The sequence below is a fragment of the Shinella sp. 1A1 genome, from assembly GCF_055379515.1.
In genome coordinates, this window is record NZ_AP039671.1 from 2,768,814 (window position 1) to 2,795,370 (window position 26,557).

Genomic DNA, 26,557 nt, shown 5'->3' on the forward strand with positions numbered 1-26,557 from the left:
CCTCAGCCTTCCGATGCGCGGGATGAGAATTGGGTGAGCAGCGGGCGCAGCGCAAAGAGGCTTGCGACCAGCATGGCGTAGAGGAAGAAGATCGCCATGGTGGAGGCGTAGTCCATCCGGAACAGCTTGAGACCCGTGCGGTAGAGGTAGAAGGTCATGGTCTCCGTCACCGTGCCCGGCCCGCCGCGCGTCAGCACCGCGACCGCGTCGTAGAGGCGCACGCTGTCGATGGTGCGCAGCACGAGGACGAGGAAGAGAACCGGCTTCAGCATGGGGAAGGTCAGCGTGCGCAGCACGCGGAAGGTGCTGGCGCCGTCGAGTTCGGCCGCCTCGAAGGGCTCCTTCGGCAGGGCCTGCAGGCCGGCGAGCGCGATCAGCGCGACGAAGGGTGTCCATTGCCAGACGTCGAACAGGATGACCGACCACAGCGCGATGGTGTAGTCGCCGAGCCAGTTGGGCTCCGGCAGGCCGATGAGGCCGAGGAAATAGTTGATGAGGCCGAACTGGGGATCGTAGAGATAGCGCCAGAACAGGCCCGTCACCGCCGCCGAGGTGGCAAGCGGCAGGATCATCAGGCTCCGGATGATGCCCTTGCCGACGGTCGCGCCGTGGATCAGGAAGGCGATGGCGATGCCGAGCACCATTTCGAGGGTGACGGCGGTCACCGTGAACTTGAGCGTGACCCAGACGGAGCTCCAGAAGGCGCTGTCGTGCAGCACCGTGCGGTAATTGTCGAGGCCGACGAAATCCCCGATCCGGCCGCGCGTCAGGTCGGCGAAGCGGAAGGACACGTCCAGCGCATAGGCAAGCGGCAGAAGCGCGAAGACAAGGATGACCAGCATCGCAGGCACGACGAGCAGGATCGAGAACCAGCGGTCGGACATGGCCGCCGGACCGGCGGTTCCCCTTTCCTGCGACGCCGGCACGGATAGCGACTGCGACATCAAATTCCTCCAGAAGATCGTTTCGCGCGGGGGTGCCGCGCCTTTCGGGTCAATCCGCATGGCGGGCGCGGGCCCGCCATGCGAAGGTCCAGGCGATGGGTCCGGTCACTTGCCGATCGGGCAAGGACCGCCGCAAATCTTCTCGACTTCGGCGGCAAGTTGCTCGGCGGCCTGGCGCGCCGAGATCTGGCCGGCCGCGGCCGACTGTAGCGGGATCTGCATCGTGTTGTAGATCTTCGCGCCGAAGGGCGTGTCGAAGAGGTTCGAGCGGAAGCCCTTCATGGAATCGAAGATCTTCAGCAGCGTCGCGAAGTGGCCGGTCTTCGGCCGGCTTTCCGGCGCGGCGAAAGACGGGTCGGACAGGACGCTCATCAGCGTCGAGGTGCCGCCGGCCTTGGCGAATTCCATCTGCGCATCGTGCCCGCCGACATAGGCGACGAAGTCCATCGCCTCCTTCGGATGGGCGGAGGAAGCCGAGACCGCCAGCAGGAAGCCGCCGATATAGGCCTTCTTCTCCGGCGCCTCGGCAACGCCCATCTTGGCGCCCGGCACGGAGGTCTCGGTCGTCACGGCATTCGGCCACTGGTCGAGGAAGAAGGAATAGGTCTGGGCGATCTGCCCGTCCTTCATCTGGTTCATCACGCCGTCATAGGTGACGGTGAGGGCGGCCGGCGGGGCGTATTTCATGAGGGCGAGATAGTCGTTCATCGCCTTCTCGACGGCATCGACCGGCACCTTGCCCTCGTCCGTCAGCCAGTCGGCGCCCTGCGACCAGAGCACGCCGGACATCTCGTCCTGGATTTCCGGGAAGGGGCCGGCCATCAGGCCGACGCCGTAGAAATCCTTGGCGAGCTTTTCGCCCTTGAGGTTCTCGCCGGCCTTGCGGGTGAAGAACTCGGCGATATCACGGTGTTGCGCCCAGGTCTGCGGCACGGCGAGGTCGTAGTTGAAGCGCTTCTTGAAGGCTTCTTTCTCCGTCGGGTCGTCGAAGAGGTCCTGGCGATAGATGTAGCCGGCCGTGTAGGTGTAATAGGGCAGGCCCCAGACGTCGCCCTTGTACTGGGTGGTGAGGGCAGCGAGCGTCGGCGCCACGTCGTCGAGTTGCGCCTTCTTGTCGGCGAAATATTCGGTCATCGGCAGGATGAAGCCGTTTTCGGCGAATTCCGCCTTTTCCGAGGTTTCCAGGGTCACGACGTCATAGGCGCCGGTCTGGCCGACCATCTCGATGACCTGCTTGTTGTAGAGCTGCGAGTTGTCGATGTTGACGACATTGACCTTCACGCAATGGCCCTTCTCGAAGCCGGCGACGAGGTCGGCCATCGCGTCGGTATAGAAGCCGGCGATGGTCGACCAAGTGATCGGCACGCGGTCGGCATCGGCGCATTCCTGCGCCATGGCGGCGGGGGCTACCGAAGCCATCAGCGCTGCGGTCACAAGGCCCGTTTTCAGCATGGATTGCATGTCATTCCTCCCAGTTGACGGCCGGCGGCTCCCTGCCCCGGCGCGTGTTGCGCTATGCGACTAAATTCCCCTCGGTGTTTCCGGCCGATGCGGCCGGGTCCCGCGGCAGACCAAGGAAGGCCGCGGTATCGGGATCGATCGGGATGCCCGTCCTTTCGCGCTCGGCCTCGACGCGCCATTCGCGGTCGCCCGGCGCCAGCACCTCGGCGCCCTCCTGCGCCGGTGCGGCCCTGAGGGCGGCGAGATAGGCGGCCATGCCGGCGGCGAAGACATCGCGGCCGCCGAAGCGATCCGGATCGATGGCAAGAAGGAAGTGGCCCATCCGGCGCGGCGTCGAATAATCGTCACCGCCGACCATGGGGATGAAGGCGTGGTCGAGCGTCGTGCCCTGCAGGATCGCCGAAAACAGCGTCGCTACCCCGGCAAGCGCCGCGCCCTTGAAGGAGAAGTCGACCCCGCCGAGCGGCAGGAGCGTGCGCCCCTCCGAGGGCTCCGTCGTCGGCCGGCCCGCCGCGTCCACCGCCACCCCTTGCGGCAGCGACACGCCGAGCGACTTGAAGAGCAGCAGGCGGTTCAGCGGAATGGAGGAGGTCGCCATGTCGAGCAGCCACGGCCGGGCCGCGCCGCTCGGCGCGGCGAAGGCCAGCGGATTTGTGCCGTGAAAGGCCTCGCGCCCCTGGAACGGCGCGACGACCTTGTCGGAATTGGTGGTGGCGAAGCCGATCATGCCCGCCTCGGCGGCGACACGCGCATAGGCCCCGGCCGCGCCGAAATGCGAGGAGCGGACGACCCCGACGGCGCCGATGCCGCTTTCGCGGGCAAGCTCGATCGCCGTGTCCATCGCCACATAGGCCGCGTGGTGGCCGAGCGCATCGTCGCCATCCACCACCGCCGTCGCCGCCGCCGTGCGGCGCACTGCGATGTCCGGCGTGCCTTTGACCCGGCCGCCGCGCAGCACCTTGTCATAGTGAACCACCAGCCGCGCCCCGTGGCTGTCCACCCCGATGCGCGAGGCATGCATCATCGCCCGCACCGCCGCGCCGGCGGACGCCGCGCAGGCACCGGCAGCGCACAACGCGTTTTCGAGTAGCGCTTCGAGCAAATCAGGGGCAACAAGAGTGGGAACAGACATACCGGGCCAACCTTAGGAGATTGCAGGCAACGAGAATTGGCGTATCATATCTGATATCTCAGTGTAAAGAACAGAAGGCTTCGGCTTGCCTGCGCCGAACCCGCATGGGAGAGAGATTTCATGAGCACACTCGACCGCGGCCCCTCGCTGACCGACCAGGCCGCGCAGGAAATTCGCAACCGCATCGTCCGTGGGCAGTTCCAGCTCGGCGAGCCGCTGTCCGAGATCGCGCTCGCCAACGAGCTCGGCGTCTCCAAGACGCCCGTGCGCGAAGCCCTCATGGTGCTCAAGCGCCAGGGGCTGATCGAGGTCCATCCGCAGCGCGGCTCCTTCGTCTTCGACATGGATGCGAGCCAGGTCCGGAAGCTTTCCGAGCTGCGCGAGGTGCTGGAGCTGGCCGCCATCCGCATGGCGCTCGCCACCGACCGCAAGGCCCTTGCCCGGCAATGGGCGGATATCGTCAGGAAGATGCGCAAGGCCCTCGATGCCGACGATACTGAGCTCTATCGCACCCTCGACGGCGGATTCCACCGGGCGCTCTTCGAGCTTGCCGACAATGCCTACCTGCTCGAGGCCTACGAGATGATCGCCTTCCGCGTCCAGGCGCTGCGCAACCGGCTCTCGCTCGCCCCCTCGCTCAACGTCACCTCGTTCGAGGAGCATGTGCGCCTTGCCGAGCTGGTGGCCGGCGGCGAGGACGCCGCCGCGACCGAGCTGATGGGCCGGCATATCGCCGCCACGCGGGAACATTACCTTGCGGCCATCAAGGCGCGGGGAGAGGAAGCGGCGGCCACGGCGCTCAAGGGACGGCGCCGCACGATCCGTCGCTGACCCTCCGTCCATCGCGCAGTCCGGCCGAAACCGGCAGTGACGCAAAGCGCCCATGCGGCATTTCTCCCGTAGTTAAACTACATTTTATCTGACTATTGCGCATATATCAGCCTCAACTCCGCTGGATATGCGCCAAATTCCATCCCTGAGACGTAGATTTTCCGATTGACACTCGATTGTCAAGGTAACTAAACTACATTTTTAGAAGCGCTGGGGAAGGGCGCTGCCGGGAGGAACCATGTACGCTGAGCTTTTCAGACTGGATGGCCGCGCCGCTCTTGTGACCGGCGGCAGCCGCGGCATCGGGCTTGCCTGCGCCGAGGCCTTGGGAGAGGCCGGCGCGCGCATCGCGATCTCCGCCCGCTCCCGCGAAGAGGGTGCGAAAGCCGTCGAATACCTGAAGCGGAAGGGCATCGAGGCGATCTACCTGCCCGCCGACATTTCCAGCGAAAGCGCGGCGCAGGATGCCGTTCGGCAGGCGGCCGAGGCGCTCGGCGGGCTCGATATCCTCGTCAACAATGCCGGCATCGCGCGCCATTGCGACAGCCTTAAGCTGACCCCGGAAACCTGGAACGAGGTGATCGACACCAACCTGACCGGCCTCTTCTGGTGCTGCCGCGCGGCCATCGAGATGATGGCGGAGAAGAAAAGCGGCGCGATCGTCAATATCGGCTCGATCTCCGGCTATATCAGCAACCTGCCGCAGAACCAGGTGGCCTACAACGCCAGCAAGGCGGGCGTGCACATGCTCACCAAGTCGCTCGCCGGCGAGTTCGCGGCGAGCAACATCCGCATCAACGCCGTCGCCCCCGGCTATATTGAGACAGCGATGACGCAGGGCGGGCTGGACGACCCCGAATGGTCGAAGATCTGGCTCGGCATGACGCCGATGGCCCGCGCCGGCAAGGCGAGCGAGGTCGCCGCCGCCGTGCTCTTCCTCGCCTCGGACGCCGCCAGCTACGTCACCGGCTCGGTGCTGACCATCGACGGCGGCTACACCATTCACTGACCTGAACATTAGACAGATACGGGAGCATCGCATGGCAAGGGCATTCGGCGGACCGAACAAATACATCCAGCGCGCGGGCGAGATCGATAAGCTGGCGGCCTATCTGGCGCCGCTGGGCAAGCGCGCCCTCGTGCTGATCGACCGCGCGCTGTTCGATGCGCTGAGCGAACGCATCGCCCAAAGCTGCGCCGACACCCTCGACATCCGCTTCGAGCGGTTCGGCGGCGAATGCTGCACCGCGGAGATCGAGCGCGTGCGCAAGATCGCCGTCGAGCACCGCGCCGACATCCTCGTCGGCGTCGGCGGCGGCAAGACGGCCGATACCGCCAAGATCGTCGCCATCGACACGAATGCACGCATCGTCATCGCCCCGACCATCGCCTCGACCGACGCGCCCTGCAGCGCCATCGCCGTGCGCTACACGGAGCACGGCGTCTACGAGGAATCGCTCCGCCTGCCGCGCAACCCGGATGCGGTGATCGTCGATTCCGCGCTGGTGGCGGCCGCCCCCGCGCGCTTTCTCGTCGCCGGTATCGGCGATGCGCTCTCGACCTGGTTCGAGGCGCGCTCCAACATCGAATCGCGCACCGACAACTATGTCGCCGGCGGCTTCCCCGCCACCGAGGCCGGCATGGCCATCGCCATGCACTGCCAGGACGTCCTGATGCGCGATGCCGTCAAGGCCAAGGTGGCCGTCGAGGCGGGCCTTCTCACCCAGGCGGTGGAGAACATCATCGAGGCGAACACGCTGCTGTCCGGCCTCGGCTTCGAGAACTGCGGCTGCTCGGCCGCCCACGGCATCCATGACGGCCTGACGGTGCTGGAGGAGGTGCATGGCCTCTTCCACGGCGAGAAGGTCGCCTTCGGCGTGCTCTGCCTCCTCATGCTGGAAAACCGCGAAAGCGAAGAGATCGAGGAGATGATCCGCTTCTGCCGCAGCGTCGGCCTGCCGACAAAGCTTGCCGACCTCGGCATCGTCGAGGACGTGCCGGCCAGGATCGGCCGCGTGGCGGAAGCCGCCTGCCGGCCCGGCAACATCATCTATGCGACGCCGGTCCCGATCACCGTTGCGGCCGTGCGCGATGCGATCCTGGCGCTCGACGCCTTCTCGCGCAGCATCGATTGAGCGAGGGCAAACGATGACCGAGAAGAAGCCGCTCGTCATGATCACCGGCGCCAGCGCCGGCATCGGGCAGGAAACCGCCCGCGTCTTTTCCGCCGCGGGCTACCCGCTGCTGCTGATCGCCCGCCGCCCGGACCTCATCGAGGCGATGGACTTGCCGGACACGCTGGCCGTCGCCGCCGACGTGCGCGACTACAACTCACTCGCCGACGCCATCCGGCAGGGCGAGGAGAAGTTCGGCCCCGTCGATTGCCTGATCAACAATGCCGGCATCTCGCGCCTCGCACGGCTCGACGAGCAGGACCCGGCGCAGTGGCGCGACCTCGTCGACATCAATTGCCTCGGCGTCCTCAACGGCATGCATGCCGTCGCGCCCGGCATGAAGGAGCGCCGGCACGGCACTATCATCAATGTCTCCTCCATCGCCGGCCGCAAGGTCTATCCGCACCACGACGTCTATGGCGGCACCAAGCATTTCGTGCATGCCGTCAGCGAAGGCATGCGGCAGACCATGTCGGCCTACCGGGTGCGCGTCATGGTCATCTCGCCCGGCGTCGCCAAGTCCGAGATCGACAAGACGATCACCCACCAGAACGCCTACGAGTTCTGGGACGGCGGGCGCAAGGCGCTGGACGGCGGGCTCGACGCCAACGACATCGCGCGCACCATGCTCTTCGCCTACCAGCTGCCGCAGAACGTCAACCTCCAGGAAATGACGATCACCCATACAGGCCAGGAATTCTGACATGACGGATATCCCCTCCTTCGACGACCTGCTCGACTTTTCCGGCAAGACCGTCGTCGTCACGGGCGCGGCGACCGGCATCGGCCGCTCCGTCGCCGAAGCCTTCGCGGCGAAGAAGGCGCGCGTGGCGCTGCTCGACCGGGATCCGGCCGTCGCCGGCGTCGCCGCCGCGCTCGGCGCGGGCCATATCGGCCATATGGTCGATGTCACCGACGAAGCGGGCGTCGAGCGCGCCGTCGCGGCCGTGACCGAGGCCTTCGGGCAGATCGACATCCTCGTCAACAATGCCGGCATCGGGCCGCTCGCCCCCGCCGAGAGTTACCCGACCGCCGAATGGGACCGCACGCTCGCCATCAACCTCAAGGGCGCGTTCCTGATGGCCCGCGCCGTCGCGCCCGCCATGCTGGAGCGCAAGGCCGGCCGCATCGTCAACATGGCCTCGCAGGCCGCCATCATCGGCATCGAGGGCCATGTCGCCTATTGCGCCAGCAAGGCGGGCATCGTCGGCATGACCAATTGCATGGCGCTGGAATGGGGCCCGCGCGGCGTCACCGTCAACGCGCTTTCGCCGACCGTGGTGGAGACCGAGCTCGGCCTCACCGGCTGGGCCGGAGAGAAGGGCGAGCGCGCCCGCGCCGCCATCCCGACGCGCCGCTTTGCCAAGCCGTGGGAGATCGCCGCCTCGGTGCTCTACCTCGCCAGCGGCGCGGCCGCGATGGTCAATGGCGCCAACCTGATGATCGACGGCGGTTACACCATCGCCTGATGCCCGGGCAATTCCAGCAAACATGTGCAGCGGTTCTACGTTCGGAATTGCAATGAACGAAGAGAAAGACGAGGAATTTCCTTTGACACAGCTATTCGAGCCCGTCGGTTGCGCGGTCGACCTTGAAACGGGCGCCATCAGCAACGCAACGGGCGCCTACCAGAAACGCTTCCGCGACCTTGCCGGCCTCTATGCGGACGAGGCCGCTTTTGCCGCCATGCAGGGCGAATGGGACGACACGGTCGTCTACGAGGTCTCTGAATTCCGCCCCAACGAGCGCTCCGGCGATCTCATCTTCGGCGTCACGCGCATGCTGCCGGGCAAGGTGGGCACGGAATATTTCGTCACCCGCGGCCATATCCACAGGCAATCCGACCGGCCGGAAATCTACTACGGCCAGAAGGGCCGCGGCCTGATGCTGATGGAATCACCCGACGGCGAGGTCCGCATCGTCGAGATCGACGCGCAGACAGTCTGCTACGTGCCGCCCTACTGGATCCACCGCTCCGTCAATGTCGGCGACGACGAGCTGGTGATGCTCTTCTGCTACCCGGCCGATTCCGGCCAGGACTACGACTGCATCGCCAAGGCCGGCGGCATGCGCGCGCGCATCGTCGACGACGGCAAGGGCGGCTGGAGAAAGGTCGACAATCCGAACTGGCGGATGCGCGACGCCGCGACCATCGCCGCCCTCTACGGACAGGAAAAGAAGGAAGAAACCGCATGACCGCCCCGTTCGAACAGGCAGCAACCCTCGGCGTCGTTCCCGTCATCGCCATCGAGCGCGCCTCCGATGCCGTGGCGCTGGCCGATGCGCTCCTCGAAGGCGGCCTGCCGCTCGCCGAGATCACCTTCCGCACCGAGGCCGCCGCCGAGGTCATCGCCATCATGGCCGACAAGCGGCCGGAGCTGCTGGTCGGCGCCGGCACGATCCTGACGCCGCAGGCGCTGGACGCGGCCATCGCCGCCGGCGCGCGCTTCGGCCTCGCCCCCGGCTTCGACGGCGAGATCGTCGCCGCCGCCAAGGCAAAGGACTTCCCCTTCGCGCCCGGCATCATGACCCCGTCCGACCTGACGGCCGCCGCCCGCAACGGCCTGACGCTCGCCAAGTTCTTCCCCGCCAAGGCGGCGGGCGGGCCGGCCATGCTGGAGGCGATCAGCGCGCCCTTCGCCCATCTCGGCACCCGCTTCGTGCCGACCGGCGGCGTCAGCCTCGACAACATGCACGAATGGCTGAAGCTCGGCGCGGTCGCCGCCGTCGGTGGCACCTGGATCGCCACCAAGGCCGATATCAGCGAAGGCCGCTGGTCCGACATCGCGGCGAAGGCCCGCGCGGCGGTCGCCAAGGCGAGGGAAATCCGCGAGGCGGGCAAATGAGCCGCTACCAGCCCGCCACCCAGCCGACCTTCTACTTCATCGGCGTCACCACGGCGAAAAGCTCGATCATGCGGGTCTTCCCCGCCTGGGCGCGCCATCTCGGCCTGAAGGACGCGGTACTGAAGGGCATCGATTTTCCGCTGCATGCCGAGCCTGGCGCCTACCGCGAGGCCGTCGCCTTCATCAAGAACGACCCGCTCTCGCTCGGCGCGCTGGTGACGACCCACAAGATCGACCTCTTCAACGCCGCGCGCGACATGTTCGACGTGATCGACCCGCACGCGCTGCTGATGCACGAGACGAGCTGCCTTTCCAAGCGCGACGGCAAGCTGATCTGCCATGCCAAGGACCCGATCTCCTCGGGCCTTGCCATCGACGGCTTCGTGCCGGAAGGGCATTTCGCCAGGACCGGCGCGGAGGTCCTCTCCATGGGCGCGGGCGGCTCGACCATCGCGATCACCTGGCACCTGATGCAGGAAAAACGTGGAGCCGACGTGCCCTCGCGTATCGTCGTCACCAACCGCTCGCAGCCGCGCCTCGACGAGTTGAAACGCATCCACGCGGCCATGGCCCCGCGCGTAAAAATCGACTACGTCCTCGCCGATCGGCCGGAACTCAACGACGCGGCCATGGCCGCGCTGAAGCCCGGTTCGCTGGTGATCAACGCGACCGGCCTCGGCAAGGACGCGCCCGGCTCGCCGATCACCGATGCCGGCATCTTCCCCGAACGGGCCATCGCCTGGGACCTCAACTATCGCGGCGACCTCGTCTTCCTCGACCAGGCGCGGCGGCAGGAAGCGGCACGCGGGCTGCAGGTGGAAGACGGCTGGACCTACTTCCTGCACGGCTGGACGCAGGTGATCGCCGAAGTGTTCGACATCGACATCCCGACCTCGGGACCGTCCTTCGACGAAATCTCGCGCATCGCCATCGAGGCGGCGAAGGGGTGATGCCGTGAACCGTATCCTCGTCACGCCCCGTTCGCTCTCGCTCGATCCTCCACCGGAACTCGAACCGCTGCGGCAGGCCGGCTTCGACCTCGTCTTCCCGACGCCCGGCCGCATGCCGGACGAGGCCGAACTGCTCGACCTCGTGCCGGGCTGCGTCGGCTGGCTGGCCGGCGTCGAGCCCGTCTCCGACAAGGTGATCGACGCCGCCGAAAGCCTGCGCGCGATCAGCCGCAACGGCACCGGCATCGACAACCTGCCGCTGCCGCTGCTCAGGGGCAAGGGCATTCGCGTGCTCAAGGCCGAGGGCGCCAATGCCGTCGGCGTCGCGGAACTGGCGATGGGCCTCATCCTCGCCTCGCTACGCCATATCCCGACCGAAACGGCCGGTATCCGCGCCGGCGGCTGGCCGCGATCGCGCGGCAAGGAAATCGCCGAGCGCACCGTCGGCGTCGTCGGCTGCGGGGCGATCGGCAAGCGGGTCGCCCGGGCCGTCTCGGCGATGCGGGCGAATGTCGTGGCGCACGATCCCTTCCGCCCGAATGTCGAGGTCTATGGCCCGTTCAAATGGGCGAGCCTCGACGAACTTTTCGCGGAAGCGGATATCGTGACGCTCCACTGCCCGGCCCCCGCCGACGGCAAGCCCATTGTCGATGCGGCGCGGCTCGCCAAGATGGCGCCGCACGCCATCCTCATCAACACCGCCCGCGCCACGCTGGTGGACGAGGATGCCGTGCGCGCCGCGCTCGACGAAGGCCGGTTGCAGACCTACGCCACCGACGTCTTCATCGACGAGCCGCCGGCACCGGGCTCGCTGGCGAGCCACCCACGCGTCATCGCCACCAGCCATATCGGCGGCCTGACCGACGAGAGCGTCAGCAAGGCGACGACGATCGCGGTGGAAAACCTCCTCTCTGCTCTGACGGAGGAGAAGCGCCCATGACATCCTTCTCGCCCGTGCCCTTTTCGGGATCGCTCGCCGAAAGGCTCGCCGCATCGGCGGGCGACGGCGTGCGGCTCTACTGGCTCGGGCAGGCCGGTTTCGTCATTAAGGCTGGCGGACGGCGCATCGTCATCGACCCCTATCTCTCCGACAGCCTTGCGGAGAAATATCGCGGCAAGCGCTACGAGCACGAGCGGATGATGCCGGCCCCGGCGGCACCGGCCGAACTCGGCCCCGTCGATCTCGTTCTGGTGACGCACCAGCACACGGACCACATGGACCCGCAGACGCTGATGCCGCTGGCCGCCGCCAATCCGGACTGCCGCTTCGTCGTGCCCCGCGCAGCGCTGGCGGCGGCTGAAGAGCGCATAGGCGTTACGCCGGACCGGCTGGTCGCGGTCGATGCCGGCGAGACGGTGACGCCCCTTGCCGGCATTTCGATCACCACCATCCGCGCCGCCCATGAGGCACTGGAGCGCTCGCCGGAGGGCTGGCACCGCTTCCTCGGCTATGTGGTGGCGGTGGACGGCGTCTCGCTCTACCATTCCGGCGACACGATCCCCTTCGAGGGGCTGGCGGAAGAGGTCGCGCCCCATGGGGTGGACCTCGCGCTCCTGCCCGTCAACGGCCGCCGCGCGGAGCTGACGGAGGCCGGCATCGCCGGCAACCTGACACTGGACGAAGCGTGCCTTCTGGCCGAACGGATCGGCGCGGCCGATTTCATCGCACACCACTACGGCCTCTTCGCCTTCAACACGGAAGACCCCGCCGTCATCGACGCCAAATCGGCGGCCGCTGATTGCAGGGCAAGGCTCCATCGGGCAAAGCTGTCGGTCGAATACCGACTGTCCAAGTAACCCGGGGGGTTTCCATGTCGACCAGCGCAGCCCAGTCCAAACCGATCGGCGGCAACAACAACATCCTTGAAGTCATCCGCCTGAAGCGCGGGGACCTGCGCAAATCGGACCGCAAGGTGGCCGAACTCGTGCTCGCCGATCCCAAGCGCGTGGTCAACGCGACCATCGCCGAGGCGGCGGAATGGGCCGAGGTGAGCCAGCCGACGGTGATCCGCTTCTGCGCCTCCATCGGCTGCCAGGGCTACCAGGATTTCAAGCTGCGCCTCGCCCAGAGCCTCGCGCTCGGCATGTCGGCCACCCACTCGGTCATCGACGGCAACGACAGCCCGGCCGGGGTCTCGGAAAAGATCTTCGACTACACGATCACCAGCCTCGACTGGGTGCGCAACCATCTCGATCCGGTGGCGGTCGGCCGGGCGGTAGATGCGCTGGCCAAGGCGAACCGCATCGAATTCTTCGGCTTCGGCGCATCGGGCATCGTGGCGCGCGACGCGCAGCAGAAGTTCCCGCTCTTCGGCGTGCCCTGCGGGGCCGAGACCGACGCCCACCAGCAGATCATGGTCGTCTCCAGCCTGAAGCCCGGCGACGTCGTCGTCGTCATCTCCAACACGGGTGCGACGCTGGCGATCATCGAGACCGCGCGGCGGGCCCGCGAGAGCGGCTGTCAGGTCATCGGCATCGTCGGCTCGGACGGGCCGCTCGTCGAGTTCTGCGACATCGTGCTGATGGTCGAGACGCTGGAGAACACCAATATCTACACGCCCACCATCTCCCGCATCGCCGCGCTCACCGTCGTCGACATCCTGTCGACCAGCGTGGCGCTGCGCCGGGGCGACGAGCATGTGGAAATCTTCACGCGCATGAAGCGAAACCTCCGCTACCTACGAATGAGCAACGAGACCTAGAGATGAACGACACCCGCCACCGCTCCCCGCCAGCCTTTCTCGCCCCCCGCGATCTCGCCGCCCTGATCGATATCAGCGCCGTCCAGGCCTTCCATACGGAAGCGGACGTGCGGGAACTGGCGGGAATTGCGGTCGCGGAAGGCTTCATCGCCGCCCATGCCCTGCCGAACTTCGTGCCGCTGCTGCGCAGCCTCGTGCCGATGGGCGGTGTGACGCTGGTCGGCGGCCCGGTCGGCTTTCCCTCCGGCGGGCACACGACGCGCACCAAGGTGGCGGAAGCCGCGGAGCTTGCCGGGAACGGCGCGCAGGAACTCGACATGATGATGAATGTCGGCCGCCTGAAATCCGGCGACCTCGACTATGTGCGCCGGGAGATCCGCGCCGTGGTGGAGGCCATCGCCCCCGTCCCCCTCAAGGTCATCCTCGAATTGGCCCATCTGACGGACGCGGAAATCCGCACCGCCTCGGCCCTCGTCGCCGAAAGCGGCGCGGCCTTCGTGAAGACCGGCACCGGCTGGACGCCGAGCGCCACCACACTCGAGAAGCTGAAGATCATCGTCGAGACGGTGGAGGGCGCGGTCGAGGTGAAGGCCTCGGGCGGCATCCGCTCTCTGGACGCCATCGCCGACATGGTGCGGCTCGGCGTCACCCGCTTCGGCATCAACACGAAGGTCGCCGTCGACCTCGTGCGCCAGTGCGCCGCCCTGCCCGGCGGCCGTCTCGAAATCACCGGCAAGGCGGACTGACATCATGACCGATACCGTTGCGGCTTTCGACCTCGGCACCGGGGGCGTCAAGGCGGCGATCTTCCGCCCCGACGGCGCCTGCCTCGCGGAAGAGGTCGTCTCCTACAGGACATTCTACCCGTCCTCCTCCTTCCACGAGCAGCGCCCGGCGGACTGGTGGGACGCGGTCTGCGCCAGCCTGAAGACGCTCACCGAAAATCCGGCCGTCGATGCCGGCGCGATCCGCGCCATCGCCATTTCCGGCCACAGCCTCGGCTGCCTGCCACTCGACGCGGACGGGAACCTCCTGCAGGAATTCGTGCCGATCTGGTCCGACGGGCGCGCCGTGGCGGAAGCGGAGGATTTCTTCACCCGGGTCGATCCCGCCCTCTGGTACAGGACGACCGGCAACGGTTTCCCCGCCCCGCTCTACACCGTCTTCAAGGCGATGTGGCTGCGCCGCAACGCGCCCGACGTCTTCGCGCGGACGAAGACGATCATCGGCACGAAGGACTACATCAACCTCAGGCTCACCGGCCGTATCGCGACCGACCCCTCCTACGCCTCCGGCACCGGCGTCTACGATCTCAGGGCCGGCCGCTACGCGCCCGACCTCATCGCGGCGGCGGACCTCGACCCAAGCCTTTTCGCCCCCATCGTCGCCTCGACGGATATCATCGGCGAGGTGCTGCCGGAGATCGCCGAAGCGCTCGGGCTGCCGCAGGGCGTGAAGGTCGTCGCCGGCGGCGTCGACAACAGTTGCATGGCGCTCGGCGGGCGCACCTTCCTCGACGGCGACGCCTATGCCTCCATGGGCTCGTCGAGCTGGATCACCGTCTCGTCCGCCGAGCCGCTGCTGGACGACCGGGTGCGCCCCTTCGTCTTCGCCCATGTCGCGCCCGGCATGTTCATCTCCGCGACCTCGATCTTCTCCTCCGGCACCAGCGTCAACTGGGTCGCCGATACGCTTCTGCCGGACGTAAGACGCGAGGCGGAAGCCGCCGGCCGCAACGTGCATGACGACCTCTTCCAGCTCGCCGGGCAATCCCCCGCCGGCGCGCGCGGCCTCCTCTTCGTACCCACGCTTGGCGGCGGCACCAGCTTCGAGGGCGGACCGGCGGTGCGCGGCGGCTTCCTCGGCCTCGACCTCCAGCACGGCCGCGCCGACATTTTTCGCGCGGCGCTGGAGGGCGTGGCGCTCGGCCTGCGGGTCGCGCTCGACGAATTGCGCCGCATGACGGCGCTCGGCCCGGAGATGATCATCGTCGGCGGTGGGGCGCGCAACGTGCTGTGGCGGCAGATCTTCGCCGATGTCTTCGACTGCGCCATCGTCAAGACACGCATCGACCAGCAGGCCGCCGCCCTCGGCGCGGCCGCGCTCGCCTTCGTCGGCATGGGCCTGTGGCGGGATTTCTCCCCCATCCGTGACCTTCACACCACCGAGAGCCGCAGCGAGCCATCGCCGGAGACCCGCAAGGTCTATGGCGCGGCGCTCGCCGCCTATCGCCGGGCGGCCGTGCAGCAGCAGGAATTGTCGGGCGCGCTCGCCGCCCTGCGGGAGGCCGCGCCATGACCGAACTCTTCCTCGCCATCGATGTCGGCACCGGCAGCGTCCGCGCCGCGCTGATCGACACCAGCGGCCGGATCGTCGAGATCGCCGCGCGCGAGCACGACCAGATCGTGCCGCAGTTCGGCTGGGCGGAGCAGCGCCCGCTCGCCTGGTGGGACGGCGCCTGCGCCGCCGTGCGCACCGTGCTCGACAAGGTGGAGGGCGCGCGCGAGCGCATCTCCATGGTCGCCATCTGCGGCCAGATGCACGGCCTCGTGCTGCTGGACGATGCCGGGAACCTCACCCGCGATACCGCCCCCCTCTGGAACGACAAGCGCACGCTGAACCTCGTGCGCAGGTTCGAGGCGGAGAGTGGGCCGGAAAGCTACCTCGCCGAGAGCGGAAACACGCCGACGCCGGCCTGGCCCGGCTTCAAGCTGCAATGGGTGCGCGACGCGGACCCGGAGGCCTACCGCCGCAGCGCCGTCGCTATCATGCCGAAGGACTACATCAACTTCCGGCTGACCGGCGAGATCGCCATGGACACGGGCGATGCCTCGTGCAGCTTCCTGATGAACCCGGCGACGCTTGCCTGGTCGCCCGCCATGATCGAGCGCATGGGCCTCGACGCACGGCTGCTGCCGCCGATCCGCAATCCGCTCGACATCATCGGCCACGTTACCGAGGACGCGGCCCGCGCCACCGGGCTTCGCGCCGGCACGCCCGTCATGGTCGGCGGGGCGGATTATCCGATGGCGCTGCTCGGCTCCGGCGCCTGCCGGCCGGGCCTCGGCTCGGACAGCACCGGCACCGGCGCGATCGTCACCATGATCGCGGAAAGGCCGCTGCTCGACCCGGAAATCTCCAATGTCGCGACGATCGAGGGCAACTGGGCGCCCTTCGTGCTGCTGGAAACGGGCGGCGACGGCATGCGTTGGGCGCGCCGCGCCTTCCATGAGGGCAAGCTGAGCTATGGCGACATCGTCGAGCGGGCGGAGAAGGCCCCGCCCGGCTCGGATGCCCTCCTCTTCCTGCCGTTCCTCACCGGCGAGCGCCTCGGCCAGCACCGCAATTCGCGGGCGCAGTTCTTCGGCCTCGGCGCCGGCCATGGCGTGGAGCACCTGCACCGCGCCATCCTCGAAGGCATCGCCTTCGCCATGGCCCGGCATATCCGCATCATGGAGGCGAGCTCCGGCAAGCGTCTGGAACGCATGATCGCCGCCGGCGGCGGGGCGCGGACCAAACTGTGGCTGAAGATCAAGGCGAGCGTCTTCGATACGCCCGTGCTGGTGCCGCAGGAGCCGGAATGCGGCCTCGTCGGCTGCGCCGCCATGGCCGCGACCGCCACCGGCCGCTTCTCGCGCACCGAGGACGCGGCGGAGGCCTATGTCCGCTACGACGAGGAGATCGCGCCCGACCCGGCCTGGGCGGAGATCTACAGCCATGTCCAGCCGGTCTTCGACCGGCTCTACCATCACAGCAAGGCGCTCTACGACGACATGGACGCGCTTGCCAGCCTGATCCGCGACCGGCAACCGGCCGCGCGCTAACCGTCAAAAACGAGGAGGATTTCATGAAAGAGATTATCGACACGTTCCGGTCCGACCTGTTCGCCGGCAAGGACATCCTTGTCACCGGCGGCTCGTCCGGCATCGGCCTTACCATCGCGCAGGGCTTCGCCCGGCTCGGCGGCTCCGTCGTCGCGCTCGGCAGCTCGCAGGCCAAGCTGAAGGCCGCCGCCGCGGACCCGGAGAACAAGGGCATCCGCTTCGAGCGCGTCGACGTGCGCGACCCGGAGGCCATCAAGGCCTTCGCCGGGACGCTGAAGAAGCTCGACGTGCTCATCAACGGCGCGGGCATCGCCCGGCCGCAGGCCGAGTTCGAGGACGCCACCTATATGGAGGTGATGGATGTCAACCTGAACAGCCAGATGCGCTTCTCCATGGCCGTCCTGCCGCTGCTGAAGGCATCACGCGGCGTCATCATCAACACGGCTTCGATGCTGAGCTATGTCACCGACCCGGTCGTACCGGCCTATGGCGCCAGCAAGACCGGCGTGCTCGGCCTCACCCGCCACCTCGCCCATGCCTTCGGCCCGGACGGCATCCGCGTCAACGCCATCTCGCCCGGCTACCACAAGACGGACATGACCAAGGGCCTGTGGACCGATCCGGTTCCGGCAGAAAAGATCGCCCAACGCTCGGCGCTGAAGCGCTGGGGCACGGTGGACGACCTCGTCGGCACCGCCCTCTTCCTCGCCTCCCCGGCCGCCATCTTCATCACCGGCGCGGACCTGCCGGTCGACGGCGGCTTCGTCAACGGCAGCTTCTGAGCCCTCCAGCCGGCCCAAAAAGAAACCCCCGGTCTTTCGGCCGGGGGTTTTGTCTTGCAGGGAAGGAAAGGATCAGGCCGCCCGGCCGAGGGCGTCGGCGGCGAGGATCGCGGCCTCGATGTCCTCCGCGGTCACCGGCGCGCGGGTGGCGTGGGTGATGTTGCCCCTGACGGCGGCTTCCGCCACCTTGCGCACCTTGGCGGCGATATCGTCCTTGATGTTGAGGTCCGCCAGCGTCGTCGGCAGGCCGAGGGCGCGGCAGAAGCGCAGCGTCTCGTCGATCTCGGCCTGCGGGCGATTTTCCAGCACGAGCAGGCAGAGCACGCCGAAGGCGACCTTCTCGCCGTGCAGCAGGCCGTGGATTTCCGGCAGCACGGTCAGCGCGTCGTGGATGCCGTGGGCGGCTGAGACGCCGCAATTCTCGAAGCCGAGGCCGGAAAGCAGCGTATTCGCCTCGATGATATCCTCTACCGCCTGCGTGACCACGCCGGCCTCGGCCGCGAGCTTGGCCTTCACCGCCTGCTCCATGATGACCGCATGGCATTCGCGGGCGATGGCGACGGCGGCGCGGGTCGCGGGGAAGCCACCGGAAATGTAGTTCATCGTGCCCGCCTCGATATTGGCGCGCGCCTCGTACCAGGTGGAGAGCGCATCGCCCATGCCGGCGACGAGGAAGCGCACCGGCGCGGCGACGATGACCTCGGGATCGACGAGCACGAGATCGGGATTGCGCGGCAGGTTGTGCGCCTCCTGCAGCACGCCGGCATCGCTGTAGACGACCACGACGGCGCTGGTCGGCGCATCGGTGGAGGCGATGGTGGGCACGGCCAGCATGCGCGCATTGGTGCGGTGCGCCGCCATCTTGGCCGTATCCAGCGTCTTGCCGCCGCCGATACCGACGACGACATCCGCGCCGAATTCCACGGCGGCCGCCGTCACCCGGTCGATCTCGCGGTCGGAGCATTCGCCGCCGAATTTCTCGAAGCGGCTTTCGGCCTTCACGCTCTCGCCGAGGCTGGCCGCATAGCGGTCATGCAGGAAGGCGTCGATGAGGAAGAGCGGCTTTTTACCGAGTGAGGCCAGATGCTCGCCGAGGCGGGCGATCTCGCCGCGCCGCTGGATATAGCGGCCGGGGCTGCCGAAGGAACGGGACATGGTTTTCTTCTCCAGTATCAGCGAATGGTGTTGCCGCAGACATAACCGCCGTCGACCGGCAGGTCGGCGCCGGTGACGAAGGAGGCGGCGGGGCTTGCGAGGAAGACGGCGGTGCCGACGAGATCGTCGACCGAGCCCCAGCGCTTCAGCGCCGAATGCTCGGCGATGAGGTCGTGGCTCTTCGGCTGCGTCCACAGGCCCTTCGTCATGTCGGTCTTGTGGTAGCCGGGCGAGATGGCGTTGACGCGCACACCGTCCGGCCCGTAGGCATGGGCGAGCGCGCGGGTGAGGCCGAGGATGCCGGTCTTGCTGGCGGTGTAGGCGGGCACTTCCGGCTCCACCAGATAGCTCAGCATCGAGGCGATACTGACGATGGCGCCGCGCGTTTTCGCCAGCAACGGGCGGAAGGCCGTGCTGAGGCGCATCACGCTGTTGAGGTTCACCTCGATGACGTCGAGGAACACCGCCTCCTGATGCTCCGCCTCGCCCCGGCCGATACCCTGTGCGTTGACCAGCACGTCGAGCCGGTCGAAGCCGTTGGCGAAGGCGCTGACGGCGGCGCTGTCGCGCACGTCGAGCACGGCGAAGCGCAGTCGCTCCCCGGCTTCGGCCTGCCCCGCCTCGACCTTCGCCGCATTGCTGCCCGTCGCCACCACATCCGCGCCGAGCGCGGCGAAGCCCCGGGCGATGGCAAGGCCGATGCCGCTGGTGCCGCCCGAGACCAGCACGCGCTTGCCGGCGAAGAGGTCCGGCAGGTAGGTGCCGGCGATCCCGGACTTTTCCGTCTTGTCGTTCATGTCGGTTTCCCTGGGGTTCAGCGGCGCGAGCGGGCGGTGACGAACTGGATCAGCATGGCAAGGATGATGATCAGCCCGAGATAGACGTTCTGATGGTAGCCCGGCACGCCGGCAAGGTTCATGATATTGGTGATGATGCCGAGGATCAGCGCGCCGAGCAGCGTGTTGAACATGCCGCCGCGCCCGCCCATCAGGCTCGCGCCGCCGATAACCACGGCCGCGATGACGTCGAGTTCCGCGCCGACGCCGACCTGCGGCGTGCCGATGCCGGTGCGCCCGGCCGCGACGATGCCCGCGACGGCGGCGAGCGCCCCGCTGATGACATAGACCGACAGCACGTAGCGCTCGACCGGAACGCCCGAGAGCCGCACGGCCTCCTCGTTGGAGCCGATGGCGGTGACGAGGCGGCCGAAGCTCGTATAGGCCAGCACCACGCCGCCGATGGCGTAGATGATCAGCATGAGGATGGCGGGCTGTGGAATGCCGAAGAGGAAGCCGCTGCCGAAATCGACCAGCGAGGCGCCGGGCGGACCCATGGTGATCGGCCGGCCGGCGCTGATGATCAGCGAGAGGCCGCGGGCGATCGCCATCATGGCGAGCGAGATGACGAAGGACGGCAGGCGCATATAGGCGACGAAGAAGCCGGTGACGACGCCGCAGGCCGCGCCGGTGAGAATGACGAGCAGGATCGCCATCGGCACGCCATAGCCCTGCGCGGCGATGAGATGGGCACAGAGCACGGAGCCGACGGCCGCGATGGAGCCCACCGACAGGTCGATGCCGCGCGTCAGAACGACGAAGAGCATGCCGACGGCCATGATGCCCGCGCCGGACGCGACCTGGCGCACCACGTTCATCAGGTTGCGCTCCGTCAGGAACGCATCGGACCAGAGCGAGGCGACGACGACCAGGACGATGAAGATACCAAGGGTGCCGTATTGGCGCACGGCCTCCAGCAGGCGCGGGGTGAACGGCGACGGCGCGGCGGCGCTTGCGGATTGCGTATTCATTGGCTTGCCTCATCCCTTGTCTCTGATCTGGCTCTGGCCGTCTGGGTCATCGCCAGCGTCAGCAATTGCTGCTCGGTGAACGCCGCCTCGGTGAGTTCCCCGACGATGGCGCCCTCCGCCATGACGAGAATGCGGTCGCAGATGCCGAACAGTTCCTGATGCTCGGACGAAATGACGAGAACCGCCTTCCCGGCCTTGGCCAGATCGTTGATCAAATTGTAGATTTCGCTCTTGGCCCCGACATCGACGCCGCGCGTCGGCTCATCGAGGATGAGAAGGTCGCAATCCGCGTGGAACCACTTGGCGAGCGCCACCTTCTGCTGGTTGCCGCCCGAAAGGCTGGAGACCGGCGCATCGACGCTGGAGGCCTTGAGGCGCATGTCCTTGCCGAGGGCCGTCGCGACCTTGCGCTCCTTGCCGACATCGAGGAAGCCGAAGCGGGTGACGCTGCGGATCTTGGCGAGCGTGGTGTTGATACGGATCGGCGCGTCGAGGATGACGCCCTGCTCCTTGCGGTCCTCGGGAACGAGGCCGATGCGGGCATGCACCGCCTGGCGCGGCGAGGACAGGTGCAGCGGCTTGCCCTTGAGCTCCACCGTGCCGGAATCCATCCGATCCGCGCCGAAGACGAGGCGCGCGACCTCCGTGCGGCCCGAGCCGACCAGGCCGCCGAGGCCGACGACCTCACCGGCGCGCACGGTGAAGCTGACATCGCGCACCTTGCGGCCGCGGGTGAGGTTGCGCGCGTCGACCACCACCTCGCCCGGCGCGCGGCCGCCCTTCGGCGGGAAGAGCGCGGCCATCTGCCGGCCGACCATGCGGGCGATCACGGCGTCCACGTCGGTCGCGGACGTCGCAAGCGTCTCGACATGGGAGCCGTCCTTCATGACGGTGATACGGTCGGAAAGATCGAAGACCTCGTTGAGGCGATGCGAGATATAGACGATGCCCGTGCCGTTCACGCGCAGTTCACGGATGATGGCAAGCAGCCGCTCGGCATCGCTGTTGGCGAGCACGGCGGTCGGCTCGTCGAAGACGATGATGCGCGCCTTGTTGGAAAGCGCCTTGGCGATCTCGACGACCTGCTGGTGGGCGACCGTCAGGCGCCCGGCCTGCACGGCGGGATCGATGGAGAAGCCGAGCCGGTCGAGGATTTCACGCGCGGCCTTGCGCAGCGCGGCATGGTTCACGAAGCCCGGCAGGCGGCCGAGGAAGATGTTCTCGGCGACCGTCAGGTCCGGTGCGAGCGCCAGTTCCTGGTGGATCACCGAGATGCCGCGGCCGGTCGCATCGCGAGGGCCGGAAAGCTGCACGGCCTCGCCGTTGAGGCTGACGGTGCCCGATGTCGGCGCGATCTCGCCGGCGAGCACCCGCATCAGCGTGGATTTGCCGGCGCCGTTCTCGCCGACCAGCGCATGCACCTCGCCGGCCTTGAGGTCGAAGTCGACGCCCTTGAGGGCCTGCACCCCCGCAAAATTCTTCCGGATGCCGGATAGGCGGACAAGTTCGGTCATGGGATCCTCAAAGGATGCACCGGAGGCCCGGTGCATCCCTCTCTTCTGTCGCTCAGAAAACGGACTCGGGATTGTAGTACTTGTCCACGTTGTCCTTGGAGATCACGTCGGCGGGCGTGAAATATTCCTTCGGGAAGTCCGCCGGCAGCTCGCCCTTGAACGCCTTGTAGGCGACGTCGAAGGCGGTGCGGCCGACGAGGTCCGGGTCGTTGAGGCCCGTCGCGCCGTAGCTGCCGTCCTTGATCATCGCCAGCGCCTCGCGCTGCCCGTCGGCAGCGGCGGCGAAGAGGATGTTGTCGAGGCCCGCGGCCTTGGCCGCCTGCACCGCGCCGAGCACCATGGAGTCGTTCTCGCCGACGACGAGGTTGGCGTCCGGATGGGCCTGCAACAGGTCTTCCGCCGCCTTCAGGCCGCCGTCCGTCGCCCAGTCGCCCCAACCCTGGCCGAGGATCTGGAGATTGACCGCGCCCTCGTTGACGAGCTGCGCCTCGACGATGCCCTTGACGACGCCCATGCGGCGCTCCAACCCGCCCGGATTGCCCTGGTTGCCGGAGATGAGGAGCATCTTGATCGGCGTGCCCTTCATCTTCTTGGCGATCCAGTCGCCGACAAGGCGGCCGTTCTCGTCGCTGGAAGAGCGGACCAGCGAGATGAAATTGGCCTTTGCGTTGAGCGTCGAGTCCATCGCCACGACCTTGACGCCGGCGGCCGTCGCCGCGTTGACGGCCGGAATGAGCGCTTCCTGGTCACGCGGGTTGATGATGAGGATGTTGATGCCCTTGGCCACCATGTCCTCGACGTCGTTGATCTGCTTGGAGAAATCGCTCTGGCTGTCCGCCGTCGTGATTTCGCAGCCCGCATCCTTCGCGGCCTTCTCGACGGCGGCGACCTGCGCGGCGAAGTAGGGCGCGTTGAGCGAGGGCATGGTGAGGCCCACCTTGCAATCCTCGGCCATGGCGGCAGAGGTCAGGCAGAACAGGGCCACCGACCCTGCCAGAAGCGTCTTGATGCTGATCATGTTAACTCCTCCTAGTGATTGTTGCATGCTGACACGGGCGGCGCGGCATCCGGCACGGATGGCCTCACCAGAGCGTGTATCCTCCATCCACAAGCACGATCGATCCGGTCATCAGGCTCGCGGCCTGAGAGGACAGGAAGAGGATCACGCTTGCGACCTCGTGGTCCTTGCCCATGCGCGCCATCGGCGTGGAATCGATCCAGCGGTCGAGCATGGGCCGGTTGTTCTCGACGAGCGCGTTGAGCGGCGTTTCGATGTAGGTGGGAGCCACCGCATTGACCCTGACGCCGCGCGTCGCCCATTCGGCGGCGAGCGACTTGGTCAGGTGGTGCACGGCGGCCTTCGAGGCGTTGTAATGCGCCTGCGGCTGCGGCCGGTTGACAATGAAGCCGGACATGGAGCCGACATTGACGATGGAGCCCCGGCCGGCCTTGAGCATGTGGCGGCCGAAGGCGCGGGCGCACCAGTAGGTGCCGTTGAGATTGACGTCGATGACCTTCAGCCAGCGCTCGTCTTCCATGTCCTCGGCGGGGATGTCGCTGAGCGCGATGCCGGCATTGTTGACGAGGATGGACGCACCGCCCGTCGCCGCCAGCTCGTCGGCGATGGCCTGCATGCGCGCGGCATCGGTGACGTCGCCCTCATGCACCGAGACGTCGTAGCCCTTGGCCTGCAATGCCGCGCGGGCCTCTTCCAGCAGCGCCGGATCGCGCTCGATGAGGGCAAGCCGGGCGCCGGCCTCGCCAAGCGCATCGGCGGTCGCAAGCCCGATGCCGCGCCCTCCGCCGGTAATGACCGCACGTTCCCCGTCGAGCCTGAAGCGTTCGAGATACACCTGTTTCCTCCGTCCCTATTGATGCTGTTGCGCAGGCGCCCCTCATCCGGCCTGCCGGCCACCTTCTCCCCGTAAACGGGGCGAAGGGGATATGCCGCGCCGGTTTCCCCAACCAATGCCCGTTCGTGCGGCAAGTCCCCTCTCCCCGCTTGCGGGGAGAGGGTTAGGGTGAAGGCCAACATGCACTGTGCTTTTTGCCGTGCCCTACTCCCCGTAGGGCACCCAGATATTCTTGACCTGCGTGGCGCGGCCGAGGAACTCCCGTCCCTCGCCCTGCCGGGCATCGAACCAGTCGCGCTGCGCCGTCTCGGCCCAGACCTGCTTGAGATTGCCGGCCGAGGCCTTCTCGATGGCGCCGGTCGTTGCGGCGTTGCCGAAGTACCAGATCCCGTCCACCTCCTCGTGCTTGGCGAGTTCCAGCGCCAGCGCATGGCGGTCGCCCGTCACGATGTTGACGACGCCGCCCGGCACGTCCGAAGTCTCCAGCACCTGGTAGAAGTCGGTCGCGGCGAGCGCCTGGCTGGCCGAGGGGATGACGACGACCCGGTTGCCGAGCGCGATGGCCGGCGCGAAGGTCGAGACGAAGCCGAGCAGGCCCGGCTCCTCCGGGCAGACGATGCCCAGCGTGCCGACCGGCTCGTTCATGGCGAGCGCCACACCGCGCATCGGCGGCTTGTGCACCGCGCCCTCATACTTGTCGGCCCAGGCGCCATAGGCGAAGAGGCGCGAGACGCTGGCGGAGACCTCGCGGGCCGTGTCCTGCCGGCGGCGGCCGGTCATGGCGGCGAGGCGTTCGGCGAATTCACCGGCGCGGGCGTCGAGGTTTTCCGCGATGTAGTAGAGGATCTGCGCGCGGTTGTGCTCGCTCGCGGTGCCCCAGGATGCCGCCTTGCGCGCCGCTTCCACGGCGTTGCGGATGTCCTTGCGGTTGCCCTCGCCGACTTCCCCGACGAGCGCGCCGGAGGGCGAGACGACCGGGCGCGAATAGCCGCCGTCGGGCCGCGCCTGCTTGCCGCCGACATAGAATTTCGCCGTGCGGTCGACGAAGGCGGTGGAGAGCACGTCGCCGGTCGGCTGGGCAGCCGGCTTCTCGGCGATGGGCTTGGCTTTCGCCAGCCACTTCGGCCGGCTATAGGCCGAAAGCCCCTCGCGGCCGCCCTCGCGGCCGAAGCCGGATTCCTTGTAGCCGCCGAAGCCGACGCCGGCATCGAACATGTTGGTGCCGTTGACCCAGACGACGCCGCATTTCAGCTTGGGCGCGATGTCGAGGGCGAGCGACAGGGTCTCGCTCCAGACCGAAGCGGCAAGGCCGTATTCTGTGTTATTGGCAAGCTCCACCGCCTCGGCGGGCGTGCGGAACGTGGTGGCGACCACGACCGGGCCGAAGATCTCGACGCGCGAGACGGTGGCGGCCGGATGCACACCCGTCAGCAGGGTCGGCGGGTAGAAGCAGCCCTTGGCTGGCACACCGGCCTTCGGCTGGTGCAGGCTTGCGCCTTCCTTGACGCCCGTTTCCACGAGCGAGCGGATGCGCTCCAGCTGCACCGGATGGACGATGGCGCCGATATCGACGACCTTGTCGAGCGGATCGCCGACGCGCAGCGTCTCCATGCGGGCCTTCAGCTTCGCGATGAAGCGGTCATGGACGCTTTCCTGCACGAGGAGGCGGGAACCCGCGCAGCAGACCTCGCCCTGGTTGAACCAGATGGCGTCGACCACGCCTTCCACGGCCGCGTCGAGATCGGCGTCGTCGAAGACGATGAAGGGCGACTTGCCGCCGAGTTCCAGCGTCAGGCTCTTGCCGGTACCGGCGGTCGCCTCGCGAATGCGGCGGCCGACTTCCGTCGAGCCGGTGAAGGCGATCTTGGCGATGCCCGGATGCTTGACGATCTCCTCGCCGGTCGCCCCGTCGCCTGTGACGATGTTGACGACACCTTCCGGCAGACCGGCCTTCTGGCACATCTCAGCGAAGAGCAGCGCCGTCAGCGAGGTATATTCGGCGGGCTTCAGCACGACCGTATTGCCGAGCGCGATGGCCGGCGCGATCTTCCAGGCGAGCATCAGCAGCGGGAAGTTCCACGGGATGATCTGGCCGCAGACGCCGAGCGCCTCGCGGTCGGCAAGCTCGCCGTCCATGAGCTGCGCCCAGCCGGCATGGTGGTAGAAGTGGCGGGCGACGAGCGGGATGTCGATGTCGCGCGTCTCGCGGATCGGCTTGCCGTTGTCGAGCGTCTCCACCACCGAGAAGAGGCGGCTGTGGCGCTGGATGAGGCGGGCGAGCGCATAGAGGTAGCGGGCGCGCTGGTGGCCGGCGAGCGCCGCCCAGGCCGGCTGCGCCTTGGCGGCGGCCTTGACGGCGGCGTCGACATCGGCGGCGCCCGCCTGCGCGATGCGCGTCAGCACCTCGCCGGAACCGGGCGCGATGGTCTCGAAGCTCTCGCCGGCCTTCGCCTTCTTCCAGGCGCCGCCGATGAAGAGTTTCGTCTCGCCGCCCAGGCCCTTGATCCAGGCGCGGGCTTCCTTGTCGCTTTCGGGGGCCGGGCCGTAGCTCATCGTCTCAAGAATCTCTGCAATGGACATCG

At 67.6% G+C, this 26,557-nt stretch carries 25 protein-coding genes; 15 read left to right on the plus strand and 10 right to left on the minus strand.

Annotation, left to right across the window (positions count from 1 at the left end; all coding sequences use genetic code 11):
* Positions 1-2: 2 nt before the first annotated feature.
* The 3 genes from ACZ48C_RS13550 to ACZ48C_RS13560 all read right to left on the minus strand — a co-directional run bounded on the left by ACZ48C_RS13550 (position 3) and on the right by ACZ48C_RS13560 (position 3,537).
* Positions 3-944, minus strand: a complete 942-nt coding sequence (locus tag ACZ48C_RS13550; protein ID WP_119256443.1) for a carbohydrate ABC transporter permease — start codon at positions 942-944, stop codon at positions 3-5.
* Positions 945-1,049: 105 nt separating this feature from the next.
* On the minus strand, positions 1,050-2,405 hold the full coding sequence (locus ACZ48C_RS13555) for an ABC transporter substrate-binding protein (protein ID WP_454635193.1): 1,356 nt from the start codon (positions 2,403-2,405) through the stop codon (positions 1,050-1,052).
* Between the two features lie 52 nt (positions 2,406-2,457).
* The gene (locus tag ACZ48C_RS13560) at positions 2,458-3,537 is read right to left on the minus strand and encodes an Ldh family oxidoreductase (protein ID WP_464781417.1); all 1,080 of its coding nucleotides are present in this window, start codon (positions 3,535-3,537) and stop codon (positions 2,458-2,460) included.
* Positions 3,538-3,657: 120 nt separating this feature from the next.
* Between ACZ48C_RS13560 and ACZ48C_RS13565 the strand changes: the two genes are divergently transcribed.
* The 15 genes from ACZ48C_RS13565 (at position 3,658) to ACZ48C_RS13635 (ending at position 17,646) form a co-directional block, all read left to right on the plus strand.
* The gene (locus tag ACZ48C_RS13565; RefSeq protein WP_464781418.1) at positions 3,658-4,368 is read left to right on the plus strand and encodes a GntR family transcriptional regulator; all 711 of its coding nucleotides are present in this window, start codon (positions 3,658-3,660) and stop codon (positions 4,366-4,368) included.
* A 238-nt stretch (positions 4,369-4,606) separates the two neighbouring features.
* On the plus strand, positions 4,607-5,377 hold the full coding sequence (locus ACZ48C_RS13570; RefSeq protein ID WP_464781419.1) for an SDR family NAD(P)-dependent oxidoreductase: 771 nt from the start codon (positions 4,607-4,609) through the stop codon (positions 5,375-5,377).
* Positions 5,378-5,408: 31 nt separating this feature from the next.
* Entirely contained in the window at positions 5,409-6,503 is a 1,095-nt protein-coding gene (locus ACZ48C_RS13575; RefSeq protein WP_464781420.1) for a glycerol dehydrogenase, read from the plus strand.
* 13 nt (positions 6,504-6,516) lie between these two features.
* Positions 6,517-7,245 (plus strand): SDR family oxidoreductase, encoded by a 729-nt coding sequence (locus tag ACZ48C_RS13580; RefSeq protein ID WP_464781421.1) that lies wholly within the window; start codon positions 6,517-6,519, stop codon positions 7,243-7,245.
* A gap of 1 nt (position 7,246) precedes the next feature.
* Complete coding sequence (locus tag ACZ48C_RS13585) at positions 7,247-8,011, plus strand: SDR family oxidoreductase (protein ID WP_464781422.1); 765 nt, start codon at positions 7,247-7,249, stop codon at positions 8,009-8,011.
* 82 nt (positions 8,012-8,093) lie between these two features.
* Positions 8,094-8,738 carry a glucose-6-phosphate isomerase gene (locus ACZ48C_RS13590; protein WP_464781423.1) on the plus strand — a complete coding sequence of 215 codons (645 nt, stop codon included), beginning with the start codon at positions 8,094-8,096 and terminating at the stop codon, positions 8,736-8,738.
* Positions 8,735-9,388 carry a bifunctional 4-hydroxy-2-oxoglutarate aldolase/2-dehydro-3-deoxy-phosphogluconate aldolase gene (gene eda / locus ACZ48C_RS13595; RefSeq protein WP_464781424.1) on the plus strand — a complete coding sequence of 218 codons (654 nt, stop codon included), beginning with the start codon at positions 8,735-8,737 and terminating at the stop codon, positions 9,386-9,388. Before ACZ48C_RS13590 ends, eda begins: the two co-directional genes overlap by 4 nt.
* Positions 9,385-10,338, plus strand: coding sequence for a shikimate dehydrogenase family protein (locus ACZ48C_RS13600; protein ID WP_464781425.1), 954 nt, complete (start codon positions 9,385-9,387; stop codon positions 10,336-10,338). The genes eda and ACZ48C_RS13600 overlap by 4 nt, the downstream gene beginning before the upstream one ends.
* Positions 10,339-10,342: 4 nt before the next feature.
* Positions 10,343-11,278: a phosphoglycerate dehydrogenase gene (locus ACZ48C_RS13605; RefSeq protein WP_464781426.1), complete on the plus strand. Its 936-nt coding sequence runs from the start codon at positions 10,343-10,345 to the stop codon at positions 11,276-11,278.
* Positions 11,275-12,135: an MBL fold metallo-hydrolase gene (locus tag ACZ48C_RS13610; protein ID WP_464781427.1), complete on the plus strand. Its 861-nt coding sequence runs from the start codon at positions 11,275-11,277 to the stop codon at positions 12,133-12,135. Before ACZ48C_RS13605 ends, ACZ48C_RS13610 begins: the two co-directional genes overlap by 4 nt.
* A gap of 14 nt (positions 12,136-12,149) precedes the next feature.
* Positions 12,150-13,040: an SIS domain-containing protein gene (locus ACZ48C_RS13615; protein ID WP_119256431.1), complete on the plus strand. Its 891-nt coding sequence runs from the start codon at positions 12,150-12,152 to the stop codon at positions 13,038-13,040.
* Between the two features lie 2 nt (positions 13,041-13,042).
* Positions 13,043-13,786 carry a deoxyribose-phosphate aldolase gene (gene deoC / locus ACZ48C_RS13620; protein ID WP_464781428.1) on the plus strand — a complete coding sequence of 248 codons (744 nt, stop codon included), beginning with the start codon at positions 13,043-13,045 and terminating at the stop codon, positions 13,784-13,786.
* Between the two features lie 4 nt (positions 13,787-13,790).
* The gene (locus ACZ48C_RS13625) at positions 13,791-15,338 is read left to right on the plus strand and encodes a xylulokinase (RefSeq protein WP_464781429.1); all 1,548 of its coding nucleotides are present in this window, start codon (positions 13,791-13,793) and stop codon (positions 15,336-15,338) included.
* Positions 15,335-16,864, plus strand: a complete 1,530-nt coding sequence (locus ACZ48C_RS13630) for a xylulokinase (RefSeq protein ID WP_464781430.1) — start codon at positions 15,335-15,337, stop codon at positions 16,862-16,864. The genes ACZ48C_RS13625 and ACZ48C_RS13630 overlap by 4 nt, the downstream gene beginning before the upstream one ends.
* Before the next feature lie 23 nt (positions 16,865-16,887).
* On the plus strand, positions 16,888-17,646 hold the full coding sequence (locus ACZ48C_RS13635) for an SDR family NAD(P)-dependent oxidoreductase (RefSeq protein WP_464781431.1): 759 nt from the start codon (positions 16,888-16,890) through the stop codon (positions 17,644-17,646).
* 72 nt (positions 17,647-17,718) lie between these two features.
* Here ACZ48C_RS13635 and ACZ48C_RS13640 read toward each other — a convergent pair whose 3' ends face one another.
* From ACZ48C_RS13640 to ACZ48C_RS13670, 7 genes are all read right to left on the minus strand, one after another.
* Positions 17,719-18,801 carry a glycerol dehydrogenase gene (locus tag ACZ48C_RS13640; RefSeq protein ID WP_464781432.1) on the minus strand — a complete coding sequence of 361 codons (1,083 nt, stop codon included), beginning with the start codon at positions 18,799-18,801 and terminating at the stop codon, positions 17,719-17,721.
* 17 nt (positions 18,802-18,818) lie between these two features.
* Positions 18,819-19,598 (minus strand): SDR family NAD(P)-dependent oxidoreductase, encoded by a 780-nt coding sequence (locus ACZ48C_RS13645; protein WP_464781433.1) that lies wholly within the window; start codon positions 19,596-19,598, stop codon positions 18,819-18,821.
* Positions 19,599-19,615: 17 nt separating this feature from the next.
* On the minus strand, positions 19,616-20,608 hold the full coding sequence (locus ACZ48C_RS13650) for an ABC transporter permease (RefSeq protein ID WP_464781434.1): 993 nt from the start codon (positions 20,606-20,608) through the stop codon (positions 19,616-19,618).
* Complete coding sequence (locus ACZ48C_RS13655; RefSeq protein WP_464781435.1) at positions 20,605-22,122, minus strand: sugar ABC transporter ATP-binding protein; 1,518 nt, start codon at positions 22,120-22,122, stop codon at positions 20,605-20,607. The genes ACZ48C_RS13650 and ACZ48C_RS13655 overlap by 4 nt, the downstream gene beginning before the upstream one ends.
* A 52-nt stretch (positions 22,123-22,174) precedes the next feature.
* A complete protein-coding gene (locus ACZ48C_RS13660; RefSeq protein WP_464781436.1) occupies positions 22,175-23,140 on the minus strand; it encodes a substrate-binding domain-containing protein in 966 nt (321 codons plus the stop codon).
* Positions 23,141-23,204: 64 nt separating this feature from the next.
* Positions 23,205-23,975 carry an SDR family NAD(P)-dependent oxidoreductase gene (locus ACZ48C_RS13665; protein WP_318910066.1) on the minus strand — a complete coding sequence of 257 codons (771 nt, stop codon included), beginning with the start codon at positions 23,973-23,975 and terminating at the stop codon, positions 23,205-23,207.
* A 204-nt stretch (positions 23,976-24,179) separates the two neighbouring features.
* A complete protein-coding gene (locus tag ACZ48C_RS13670; protein WP_464781437.1) occupies positions 24,180-26,555 on the minus strand; it encodes an aldehyde dehydrogenase family protein in 2,376 nt (791 codons plus the stop codon).
* Between the last annotated feature and the right edge of the window lie 2 nt (positions 26,556-26,557).

What these genes read in the sequence shown, in the direction of transcription:
- ACZ48C_RS13580 (WP_464781421.1), top strand. Translation starts at nt 6,517, where the DNA reads ATGACCGAGAAGAAGCCGCTCGTCATGATCACCGGCGCCAGCGCCGGC.
- ACZ48C_RS13550 (WP_119256443.1), bottom strand. Translation starts at nt 944, where the DNA reads ATGTCGCAGTCGCTATCCGTGCCGGCGTCGCAGGAAAGGGGAACCGCC.
- ACZ48C_RS13600 (WP_464781425.1), top strand. Translation starts at nt 9,385, where the DNA reads ATGAGCCGCTACCAGCCCGCCACCCAGCCGACCTTCTACTTCATCGGC.
- eda (WP_464781424.1), top strand. Translation starts at nt 8,735, where the DNA reads ATGACCGCCCCGTTCGAACAGGCAGCAACCCTCGGCGTCGTTCCCGTC.
- ACZ48C_RS13660 (WP_464781436.1), bottom strand. Translation starts at nt 23,140, where the DNA reads ATGATCAGCATCAAGACGCTTCTGGCAGGGTCGGTGGCCCTGTTCTGC.
- ACZ48C_RS13575 (WP_464781420.1), top strand. Translation starts at nt 5,409, where the DNA reads ATGGCAAGGGCATTCGGCGGACCGAACAAATACATCCAGCGCGCGGGC.
- ACZ48C_RS13670 (WP_464781437.1), bottom strand. Translation starts at nt 26,555, where the DNA reads ATGTCCATTGCAGAGATTCTTGAGACGATGAGCTACGGCCCGGCCCCC.
- ACZ48C_RS13570 (WP_464781419.1), top strand. Translation starts at nt 4,607, where the DNA reads ATGTACGCTGAGCTTTTCAGACTGGATGGCCGCGCCGCTCTTGTGACC.
- ACZ48C_RS13585 (WP_464781422.1), top strand. Translation starts at nt 7,247, where the DNA reads ATGACGGATATCCCCTCCTTCGACGACCTGCTCGACTTTTCCGGCAAG.
- ACZ48C_RS13610 (WP_464781427.1), top strand. Translation starts at nt 11,275, where the DNA reads ATGACATCCTTCTCGCCCGTGCCCTTTTCGGGATCGCTCGCCGAAAGG.
- ACZ48C_RS13635 (WP_464781431.1), top strand. Translation starts at nt 16,888, where the DNA reads ATGAAAGAGATTATCGACACGTTCCGGTCCGACCTGTTCGCCGGCAAG.
- ACZ48C_RS13615 (WP_119256431.1), top strand. Translation starts at nt 12,150, where the DNA reads ATGTCGACCAGCGCAGCCCAGTCCAAACCGATCGGCGGCAACAACAAC.
- ACZ48C_RS13565 (WP_464781418.1), top strand. Translation starts at nt 3,658, where the DNA reads ATGAGCACACTCGACCGCGGCCCCTCGCTGACCGACCAGGCCGCGCAG.
- ACZ48C_RS13555 (WP_454635193.1), bottom strand. Translation starts at nt 2,405, where the DNA reads ATGCAATCCATGCTGAAAACGGGCCTTGTGACCGCAGCGCTGATGGCT.
- ACZ48C_RS13640 (WP_464781432.1), bottom strand. Translation starts at nt 18,801, where the DNA reads ATGTCCCGTTCCTTCGGCAGCCCCGGCCGCTATATCCAGCGGCGCGGC.
- ACZ48C_RS13655 (WP_464781435.1), bottom strand. Translation starts at nt 22,122, where the DNA reads ATGACCGAACTTGTCCGCCTATCCGGCATCCGGAAGAATTTTGCGGGG.
- ACZ48C_RS13560 (WP_464781417.1), bottom strand. Translation starts at nt 3,537, where the DNA reads ATGTCTGTTCCCACTCTTGTTGCCCCTGATTTGCTCGAAGCGCTACTC.
- deoC (WP_464781428.1), top strand. Translation starts at nt 13,043, where the DNA reads ATGAACGACACCCGCCACCGCTCCCCGCCAGCCTTTCTCGCCCCCCGC.
- ACZ48C_RS13630 (WP_464781430.1), top strand. Translation starts at nt 15,335, where the DNA reads ATGACCGAACTCTTCCTCGCCATCGATGTCGGCACCGGCAGCGTCCGC.
- ACZ48C_RS13645 (WP_464781433.1), bottom strand. Translation starts at nt 19,598, where the DNA reads ATGAACGACAAGACGGAAAAGTCCGGGATCGCCGGCACCTACCTGCCG.
- ACZ48C_RS13650 (WP_464781434.1), bottom strand. Translation starts at nt 20,608, where the DNA reads ATGAATACGCAATCCGCAAGCGCCGCCGCGCCGTCGCCGTTCACCCCG.
- ACZ48C_RS13625 (WP_464781429.1), top strand. Translation starts at nt 13,791, where the DNA reads ATGACCGATACCGTTGCGGCTTTCGACCTCGGCACCGGGGGCGTCAAG.